The following is a 9,277-nucleotide window of genomic DNA, read 5'->3' as shown; positions in this document are numbered from 1 at the left end:
GCCCGGGGGCGCCGGCCCCGCAACGGCGGCCCGGGCAGGGGCGACTCGGGGGGCGTTGCCGGGCAGACCCCCGCGCGGGCCTTAGGTTTGGCGGGCGTCGCGCGGGTGCGCGGCGCGCGTGAATCCTCCGTCCGCCCACCAGAACCTGGCGCCGCCCCGTGAACAGCCTCGCCGCCGAGATCGTGTCCGTCGGGCTGCTCCTCGGCGTACTCGCCTTCGCCGTCGCGCGACCGAGAGGTCTGCCCGAAGCCGTCGCCGCCCTGCCGGCCGCCGGGCTCGTCGTCGTACTCGGCGCCGTGTCACCCGCCGACGCCTGGGAGCAGACGCACACGCTCCTGCCCGTCGTCGGGTTCCTCGCCGCGATTCTGGTGCTCGCCCAACTCTGCGACGACGACGGCCTGTTCGACGCGGCCGGCGACCTCGTCGCCCGCTTCTGCGGCGGGCACCCGCGCCGACTGCTCGGCGGCGTGTTCGGCGTCGCCGCCGTCACCACCGCCGTACTCAGCCTCGACGCCACCGTCGTCCTCCTGACGCCCGTCGTCTTCGTGACCGCGAGCCGCGTCGGAGCCCACCCCCGCCCGCACGTCTACGCCTGCACCCACCTCGCGAACTCCGCGTCGCTGCTGCTCCCCGTCTCCAACCTCACCAACCTCCTCGCGTTCACCGCCAGCGGCCTGTCCTTCACCCGCTTCGCGGTGCTCATGGCGCTGCCGTGGCTGGCCGCGATCGCCGTCGAGTACGTCGTCCTGCGCCGCTTCTTCGCCGCCGACCTGGCCGTCGGGGCGCACCCTCCCAAGGAGGCCGAGCCGCGCACCGTACCGACGTTCACGCTCGTCGTCCTCGGCCTGACACTCGTCGCGTTCGCCGTCACCTCACTGATCGGCATCGAACCGCTCTGGGCGGCCTTCGTCGGTACGGCCGTGCTCGCCGCCCGCGCGCTGCGGCGGCGACGCACCACGCTTCCCGCGCTGTTCCGCGCCGCGTCCCCGCTCTTCTGCCTCTTCGTGCTCGCACTGGGCATCGTCGTCAAGGCCGTCGTCGACAACGGCCTGGACACCGGGATCAGCCGGATCCTCCCGGCCGGCGAATCCCTCACCACCCTGCTCGCGATCGCCGCCGTGGCCGCCGTCCTGGCCAATCTGATCAACAACCTGCCCGCGATCCTCGCCCTGCTGCCCGTCGTCGCGCCCGCGGGACCGGGCCCCGTACTCGCCGCGCTCATCGGGGTGAATCTGGGACCCAACCTCACATACGTCGGTTCGCTCGCCACCCTGCTGTGGCGCCGTGTCCTGCACGAACACGACTCCGCGCCCTCGTTGGGGCAGTTCACCCGGCTCGGTCTGCTCACCGTGCCCGCGACGCTGATCGCTTCGACCGTTGCCCTGTGGGGCACGCTCCAGTTGTGAGTGACGTGAAGACAACCGCCCTCGTGTGGATCAGTCCGTCGACCTGGCCCGCCTGCGTCGACGCGGCGCGTGACAGGGCCCCCGACGACCATGTCGTCCTGCTGCACGTCGGCGACGACCGGATCGCCGCCGAGGCGCACCGCGCGTACGCGGGGCTTCTCGGCCGTGGCCACGGACCCGAACGCGACCCCGGCAGCAGACTGGAGGCGCTCTCGGGCGCGGCGGGCGCCGACCTCCTGGAGAAGGCGGCGCACCGGCTCGGCAGGCCCTGCGAACTGCTCGACCGGCACGGCCGTCCCCAGGAGGAGGTCGTCCGCGCGGCGGCGGACGCGGACCTGCTGATCTGCGCGCGCGACGGTGACCGCGACCGGCCGGGCCCGCACAGCCTCGGCCCGGAGTCCCGCTTCGTGGTCGACCACGCGCCGTGCCCGGTCCTGCTGGTGTGGCCGTACCGGGGCTGAGCGTCGGGGCAGGGCACCGGAGCCGGGGGCCGGGGGCCCCGGTGCGACAATTCCCGCATGGACACAGCGAGCAGGGACGAGCTGCTGGCCGAAGCCGTCGAACTGCGCACACGCGGGGAAGCGGAACAGGCCCGGGAGCGGCTGGTGGCTCTCGCCGCCCGGCATCCGGACGACGCCGAGGTGGCCTATCAGACCGCCTGGACCCACGACGCCCTCGGCCTGGAGGCGGAGGCCGTCGCCTACTACGAAGGCGCGTTGGCCGGAACGGGCCTCTCGGCGGAGGACCGGCTCGGCGCACTGGTGGGTCTCGGCAGCACGTTCCGGATCCTCGGCCGGTACGAGAAGGCCGTCGAGACGCTACGGGGCGGGCTGGCCGAGTTTCCCGACGACGGCGCTCTGCGGACCTTCCTCGCGATGGCGCTGTTCAACACCGAGCGGCACGACGACGCGATGCGGATCCTGCTGGAGCTGCTGGCCACGACCAGCGAGGACCCGGGCGTGCGGTCGTACCGGCGCGCGATCAGCCACTACGCGAAGGATCTGCGCGAGGTCGTTCAGCAGGGGCCCTGAGCGTCCGCGGTACGCCCTACGGGTACAGGTCCCGGCCGTACGTCGCCGGGTCGTCCAGCGCGTCCAGGACGAGGTCGGCGAGGTCCGCGTAGGTCGTGCGGGGCGCGAGGCCCCGGTGCGGCGTGAAGGAGCGGGGGCGGTTGCCGCGGGCCGGCCCGTGGTGCAGCACCCCGGACCGTACGACCGTCCATTCCAGGCCACTGGTGAGGATCACCGCGTCCTGGGCCTCCCGCTCCCGCAGGAGGGGGCGGGCCGTCGCGCGGTAGAGGGCGGCGATGGTACGGCCCGAGAGGCCGCGTACGTGGGAGCCGTATCCGGCCTCCGAGACGACGATCAGCCGCCGTACGGCCAGCTTCCGCATCGCGTCCACGACGAGTTCGGTGCCGCGTGAGTACAGCGGCGTCGTCCGGTTGCCCTTGAGGCCGAAGGCGATCACCGCCGCGTCGGCGCCGGTGAGGGCGTCGGTCACGGCGCTCTCGTCGAAGGGGCTGCCGGTCACCACCCGGTCGACGGGGGCGTCGCCCAGCCGCGACGGTTCCCGCACCTGTGCGGTGGTGCGGTGCCCGGCGCGCGCGGCGGAGGCGAGGAAGGCTTGTCCGGTACGCCCGGTGGCGCCGAACACGGTGACGTTCATGGGCAGGCTGTCCCTGTCGTGATCATGGATTGGCGGGTCATGGGGTCACCGGCTCAGGGCTCACGTGTCCGATGGTCGGTCGCATCCGCGTGGAGCCCGCGAGGAGGGCGGGCTCCAGCTTGCGGCACGGGGCGTCCGACCGCCATGGATCCGCCCGGACTCGCACCTCCGGCACGCGCGCGGGGCGGCCCGGACGGGGGCGACTCTCGGACGTTCATCGCCGGGCCGCCCCTGGGTCTTCCCGTCGCCACCTACGGTGGCTAGCTTCCGGGCCGTACCACTTGACTTGGGAGGATCTCTTGGCCACTGACATTTCACGGCGACGGCTGTTCGCGCTCGGCGGCGGCGCCGTCGGTGCCGCGGCGGCGGGTTCCGTACTGCCGCCGTCCCTGCGGGCCGCCATCGCCGCCGAGGCGCCGGCCGGGGGACTGGACGCCGTCCGGCATGTCGTGGTGCTCATGCAGGAGAACCGGTCGTTCGACCACTACTTCGGCACGCTGCGCGGCGTACGGGGCTTCGGGGACCGCAACGCGGTGGAACTGCCCGCCGGCCGCCCGGTGTTCGAACAGCCGGGCGCCGTCGGCGGCGGCACCGTCCTGCCGTTCCCCGTACGCGAGGCCGCCGAGGCGCAGAGCAAGGACCTTCAGTACATAGGCGACCTCGACCACTCCTGGAACGGTGGCGCCAAGGCGTGGAACAACGGCTGGATGGACGGCTGGGTCTCCGCCAAGACCGCCGCCACCATGGCGTACTACGACCGCGCCGACATCCCGCTGCACTACGAGCTGGCCGACACCTTCACCGTCTGCGACGCCTACCACTCGTCCATCCACACCTCGACCAGCCCCAACCGCAACCACCTGTGGAGCGGCTGGACCGGCTACGAGGCGGACGGGCGGCGCGCCGTCGGGAACGACGCGTACGCCGAGGGCACCCATCCCGGCTACGCGTGGCCCACGTACGCCGAGCGGCTGGAGAAGGCCGGGCGGAGCTGGAAGACGTACGCGGAGTGGGAGAACTTCACCGACAACAACATCGAGTTCTTCACCTCCTTCAAGAAGATCGCGCACAAGGCGCTCGCCCCGGCACGTGAGATCGAGGGAGGCGGCGGCTTCACGTACATGGAAGCCTTCTACGCCGCCGTGCGCGACACCGACGACACCGCCGTACGGGCCCGGCTGCTCGCCGCGCTGGACGAGGGCGTCGCGGCCCTCACCGCCCACGAGCGGTCGCTCTTCGAGCGCGGGCTGCGGCGCGTCGAGTCCGGCACCCTCGCCGCGTCGTTCCGCGCCGACGTGGCGGCGGGCACGCTGCCCGAGGTGTCGTACCTGGTGCCCTCCGCCGTCGACTCCGAGCACCCCGGCGCGTCCTCGCCGGTCGCCAGCGCCGGCCTCGTCTACCAGGTGCTCGACGCGCTGGGCGCGCACCCGGACGTCTGGCGGCACACGGTCGTACTGATCAACTACGACGAGAACGACGGGTTCTTCGACCACGTCCCGCCCCCCGTGCCGCCCGTGGACGACGCCGACGAGCGCTGGGAGGGCCGCCCCACGGGGCTCGGCATCCGTGTGCCGCTGCTCGTCGTCTCGCCCTGGACCGTCGGCGGCTACGTGTGCTCGCAGGTCTTCGACCACACCTCGGTCGTCCGCTTCCTGGAGAGGTGGACCGGTGTGAAGGAGCCCAACATCACGCCGTGGCGGCGTGCCGTCAGCGGCGATCTGACGTCCGCCTTCGATTTCGGACGGGGCAGGCCGCGGCCCGACGTCGAGCAGCCGGGCCCCGTCCCGCCGTTCACGGGGCGCTGGCGCCCGGTGCCGCCGGCCGTGCAGCGGATGCCCGTGCAGGAGCCCGGCGCGCGGCCCGCCCGCCCCCTGCCGTACCAGCCGGACGCCTACGGCCGCCTCGTGGCCGGCCGCGCCGGGGCGCGGGCCCTGCGGCTCGAACTGCGCAACACGGGGCGGTCGAGCGCCCACTTCGCGCTCTATCCGTACGCCGGTGAGTTCGACGTCCCGCAGCACCGGGACGTGAGGGGCACGTCGCAGTGGACGGTGCCCCTGACCGGCGACGCGTACCGCTTCACGATCACCGGACCCAACGGCTTCCGCCGCGAGTTCGCGGGCCCCGTCGCCGGTCGCGGCGCCGAGGTCACCTCGTCCGTCGACCACCACGACCGCGACCTGCATCTCACCCTCCGTAATGAGGGTGATCTGCCCGTCATCTTCACGGTGCGCTCGCTCGGGTACGCCGACGAGGCCGATCTGGGCGACTGGAAGCGCGAGTTCACGGTCAAGCCGGGACGCAGCCGCCAGGTCGTGCACTCGGCCGCCGACGCGCACGGGTGGTACGACATCGAGGTGACGGCGGGCCGGGGCTTCCGCCGACGGCTGATGGGGCACATCGAGAACGGGAAGCCGAGCGTCTCCGGCTGAACCGGAATCAACCGCTCCCATCGATCGAACGCCAGGTCAACACTGTGTGAGGAACCCCACCAAACGGGCAAACGATCACGATTCGATGTCAGAGTTGGCTCTCCGGGACCACGCAGGGAGCAGACCGTTGGCAGCAGTCGCGCGGTGGTGCGTCAGGCACCGGCTCCTGGTCGTACTCCTGTGGCTGCTCGCCCTCGGCGCCACCGGCACCGCCGCCGTCGTGACCGGGACGTCGTACTCCAACGACTACGAGGCTCCCGGCACCGAGTCAGGCCACGCCGTCGACCTCCTGGAGAGCGGCTTCCCCGACCGCAGCGGCGACAGCGACACCGTGGTCTGGCACACCGAACGCGGCTCCGTCCGCGCGGACGACATCGAACTACGCATGGGTGTCACGCTCGGTGAGATCGCCAAGCTGCCCGGCGTGGCCGGCGTGATGAGCCCCTACGTCATCACCGACGGCGCCAGGGGCTCCTCGTACGCACCCGGCCCCGAGGACGGCGAGGGCGCCCGGCAGATCAGCGAGGACGGCCGCACCGCGTTCGCCGTCGTGACCTTCGAGCAGCAGGTCGACGACATCCCCGCCGCCCAGGCCCAGGCCGTCGTCGACACGGCGAAGAAGGCGGCCACCGACGACCTCCAGGTGGAACTGGGCGGCAGCGCCGTCGCCCTCACCGAGGGCACCACCGCGCACACGGCGGAGATCGTGGGCGTCGCCATCGCCGCCGTGGTCCTCTTCCTCGCCTTCGGCTCGCTCGCCGCCAGCCTGCTGCCCATCGCCACCGCGCTCGTCTCCGTCGGGACGGCCTACGCCGGCATCGCGCTCCTCGGCCACGTCATGACCGTGGCCGACTTCGCGCCCATGCTCGGCCTGCTCGTCGGGCTCGGGGTCGGCATCGACTACGCGCTGTTCATCGTCACCAGACACCGCAAGGGCCTCCAACAGGGCCTGACGGTCACCGAGGCCGCCACCGAGGCCGTCGTCACCACGGGGCGCGCCGTCGTCTTCGCCGGGGCCACCGTCTGTATCGCGCTGCTCGGCATGCTGGTGCTGCGGCTGAGCTTCCTCAACGGCGTCGCGATCGCCGCCTCGCTCACCGTCGCGCTGACGGTCGCCGCGTCCGTGACACTGCTGCCGGCCCTGCTCTCGTACACCGGCCGGCGCGCGCTGAACCGCCGCGAGCGCGCCCGGCTCGCCGAACACGGGCCGCGGCCCGAACTGCCCACCGGCTTCGCCGCCCGCTGGTCCGCCTTCGTGGAACGCCACCCCCGGCTGCTCGGCGCCGCGGCCGTGGTCGTGATGCTGGTGCTCGCCCTGCCCACGTTCTCGCTCCATCTGGGCACCTCCGACCAGGGCAACAACGCGGCGTCCAGCACCACCCGGCAGGCGTACGACCGCCTCGCCGATGGCTTCGGCCCCGGCGTCAACGGCCCGCTGACCCTCGTCGCCGAGCTGGACGGCGCCGACGACCGGCTCGCGATGGACCAACTCCCCGACACGCTGCGCGAGTCGGAGGGTGTGGCCTCCGTCGGACCGATCGTCTTCAGCGGCAGCGGCGACCGGGCCCTGCTCACCGTGGTCCCCAAGTCTGAGCCCCAGTCGAAGGACACCAGCGACCTCGTCGACCGCCTCCGTACGGAGGTGCTGCCCCGCGCGCAGGACGGCACCTCCCTGGACGTGTCGGTCGGCGGAGTCACGGCCAGCTACGACGACTTCGCCGAGGTCGTCGTCGGCAAACTGCCGCTGTTCGTCGGCGTCGTCGTCACCCTCGGCTGTCTGCTGCTCCTGCTCGCCTTCCGCTCCGTCGGCATCCCGTTGAAGGCGGCGGTGATGAACGTGGCGGCCGTCGCCTCCTCCTTCGGGATCGTCGTCGCGATCTTCCAGTGGGGCTGGGGGAGCGAACTCCTCGGCCTCGGCAGCGCGGGCCCGATCGAGCCGTTCCTGCCCGTGATCATGGTCTCGGTCCTCTTCGGCCTCTCCATGGACTACCAGGTCTTCCTGGTCAGCCGGATGTACGAGGAGTGGCTGGCGACCGGCGACAACAAGCGGGCCGTGCGGGTCGGCCTCGCCGAGACCGGCCGTGTGATCAACTCGGCCGCCGTGATCATGATTTCGGTCTTCCTCGCCTTCGTCCTCAGCGGGGACCGCGTCATCGCGATGTTCGGCGTCGGGCTGGCCGCGGCGGTCGCGCTGGACGCGTTCGTCCTCCGTACGCTCCTCGTGCCCGCCCTGATGCACCTGCTGGGCGGCGCCAACTGGTGGCTGCCGAAGTGGCTGGACCGCCGGCTTCCCCGGATCAGCATCGAGGCGCCCGCCGCGCCCCGCGTCGCGTCTGCGAAGATCCCCGCGCGGCGCGACGAGCCGGCGGAGCGTGCGGAGCACGTGCCGCGGTGAGTGGGCCGTACCTGAGCCGACCGGACCGGAGGAGTGCGATGTTCGCGATATCACTGGGTGACGACGGGGCGGAACTGAGACCGCTGGAGCCGTGGCAGGCCGACGAGTTCCTCGCCCATATGGACCGCGCCCGGGAGCTGGTCGACCAGCACGTCGGGCTCGCCGGGGTCGTGACCGACCTCGACTCGGCGCGGACGTTCCTCGGCAGATACGCCGAGAAGCAGGCCGCCGACGCCGGACGGATCTACGGCATCCGGCTCGACGGCACCCTCGTCGGCGGAGTGATGTTCCGGCTCTTCGACGCGGCGCAGGGCACCTGCGAGGTCGGCTGCTGGCTCGAACCGGCGGCGACGGGGCGGGGTTTGGTGACCCGAGCGGTGCGGGTGCTCATCGACTGGGCGGTGGACCGGCGCGGCATCCACCGCGTGGAGTGGGTGGTGTCGTCGGCCAACCTCCCGAGCGTCAGAACCGCCCAACGGCTCGGTCTGCGGCGCGAGGGCGTGCTGCGGAGCGCCAGTGTCCACCACGGCCTTCGGCAGGACAACGAGATCTGGTCCGTACTCGCTCCCGAGTGGCGTGAGCAGCGACGCGACGCGTCCTGAGAAAACTCTCATGGATCTCTCATACGGGCCGCCTACCGTGCGGCGCATGAACCCCACGACCAAGCCAGAACAGCCCGCTGACGACAGCGGCGACAACGAGGCGGAGCGCGCCGTTCCGGCTACTGCCGAGAAGAACGACGCGCCGGGCCCGAGCCTGGCCAAAGAGCCTGGGGAGAGCCCTGAGACGGGCGTCACCGACGGTGTGGGCAAGGACGGCGCGACCGGGCACGGCGGCGCCCACCTCGCCGACGGTGACAGCGCGGACGACGGCGACGACGGGGACCTGCTGGACGACGAACTGGAGGGCGGCTACACCCCGCCGCCCTCCAGCGGACTCGCCTCGGCGTCCGCGGCGCTCATCTCCGTACTGCTGTCGCTCGTCGCGCTCATCGGCACCTGGTCCGGCAAGGTGATCTCCGAGCGCGAGACGCTCGTGGGCCAGATCGACCTCGGCCAGACCGGTACGGCGGAGCAGCAGATCTCCGAGATCTACGGCGACGCCTGGCACGCCATCGCGCTGACCAACGGCATCTTCGCGGTGCTGGCGCTCATCGCCGGCCTGGTGGCGTTCGGCCTGCCGCAGCGCAAGAGCTGGGTGCGTCCGTTCGCCGTCGCCGGTCTGGTGCTCGCCGCGCTCGGCCTGCTGATCTCCATCGGCATGTACTTCGACGTCTTCGTGTCCCTGCCGGAGCCGCCCCCGGCGCAGGCGCCGCCGGTCGGCTGAGGCGGACCGAGCACGCCTTGGACGCGCACCGACGGGGGCCGGGCGGGGCCTTAGGG

General features: G+C 72.4%; 8 protein-coding genes. 7 read left to right on the top strand and 1 reads right to left on the bottom strand.

Annotated elements, in window-relative coordinates:
• Positions 1 to 158: 158 nt before the first annotated feature.
• From ACFUN8_RS35800 to ACFUN8_RS35790, 3 genes are read left to right on the top strand one after another with little or no spacing between them, the layout of a single operon-like run.
• A complete protein-coding gene (locus tag ACFUN8_RS35800) occupies positions 159 to 1,406 on the top strand; it encodes an SLC13 family permease (protein WP_383647193.1) in 1,248 nt (415 codons plus the stop codon).
• Positions 1,403 to 1,867 (top strand): universal stress protein, encoded by a 465-nt coding sequence (locus tag ACFUN8_RS35795; RefSeq protein ID WP_383647191.1) that lies wholly within the window; start codon positions 1,403 to 1,405, stop codon positions 1,865 to 1,867. The genes ACFUN8_RS35800 and ACFUN8_RS35795 overlap by 4 nt, the downstream gene beginning before the upstream one ends.
• Positions 1,868 to 1,924: 57 nt before the next feature.
• Positions 1,925 to 2,437 carry a tetratricopeptide repeat protein gene (locus ACFUN8_RS35790; protein ID WP_383647189.1) on the top strand — a complete coding sequence of 171 codons (513 nt, stop codon included), beginning with the start codon at positions 1,925 to 1,927 and terminating at the stop codon, positions 2,435 to 2,437.
• Between the two features lie 16 nt (positions 2,438 to 2,453).
• On the opposite strand, the gene ACFUN8_RS35785 is transcribed toward ACFUN8_RS35790, so the two are convergent.
• Positions 2,454 to 3,071 (bottom strand): NAD(P)-dependent oxidoreductase, encoded by a 618-nt coding sequence (locus ACFUN8_RS35785; RefSeq protein WP_383647186.1) that lies wholly within the window; start codon positions 3,069 to 3,071, stop codon positions 2,454 to 2,456.
• Between the two features lie 299 nt (positions 3,072 to 3,370).
• Between ACFUN8_RS35785 and ACFUN8_RS35780 the strand changes: the two genes are divergently transcribed.
• From ACFUN8_RS35780 to ACFUN8_RS35765, 4 genes are all read left to right on the top strand, one after another.
• Positions 3,371 to 5,500: a phosphocholine-specific phospholipase C gene (locus tag ACFUN8_RS35780; RefSeq protein WP_383647184.1), complete on the top strand. Its 2,130-nt coding sequence runs from the start codon at positions 3,371 to 3,373 to the stop codon at positions 5,498 to 5,500.
• A gap of 127 nt (positions 5,501 to 5,627) precedes the next feature.
• Entirely contained in the window at positions 5,628 to 7,895 is a 2,268-nt protein-coding gene (locus tag ACFUN8_RS35775) for an MMPL family transporter (RefSeq protein ID WP_383647181.1), read from the top strand.
• A 38-nt stretch (positions 7,896 to 7,933) separates the two neighbouring features.
• Positions 7,934 to 8,497, top strand: a complete 564-nt coding sequence (locus ACFUN8_RS35770; RefSeq protein WP_383647179.1) for a GNAT family N-acetyltransferase — start codon at positions 7,934 to 7,936, stop codon at positions 8,495 to 8,497.
• Positions 8,498 to 8,543: 46 nt separating this feature from the next.
• Complete coding sequence (locus ACFUN8_RS35765) at positions 8,544 to 9,221, top strand: hypothetical protein (protein ID WP_383647177.1); 678 nt, start codon at positions 8,544 to 8,546, stop codon at positions 9,219 to 9,221.
• Positions 9,222 to 9,277 lie beyond the last annotated feature (56 nt).

The organism is Streptomyces sp. NPDC057307, assembly GCF_042667665.1.
Lineage (GTDB): Bacteria > Actinomycetota > Actinomycetes > Streptomycetales > Streptomycetaceae > Streptomyces.
Note: the sequence above shows the minus strand (reverse complement) of the source record. Positions and strands in the feature narration are given on the sequence as shown.

Bases quoted from the DNA above. Each gene is read 5' to 3' on its own strand.
- ACFUN8_RS35790 (WP_383647189.1), top strand. From the start codon at position 1,925: ATGGACACAGCGAGCAGGGACGAGCTGCTGGCCGAAGCCGTCGAACTG.
- ACFUN8_RS35785 (WP_383647186.1), bottom strand. From the start codon at position 3,071: ATGAACGTCACCGTGTTCGGCGCCACCGGGCGTACCGGACAAGCCTTC.
- ACFUN8_RS35770 (WP_383647179.1), top strand. From the start codon at position 7,934: ATGTTCGCGATATCACTGGGTGACGACGGGGCGGAACTGAGACCGCTG.
- ACFUN8_RS35765 (WP_383647177.1), top strand. From the start codon at position 8,544: ATGAACCCCACGACCAAGCCAGAACAGCCCGCTGACGACAGCGGCGAC.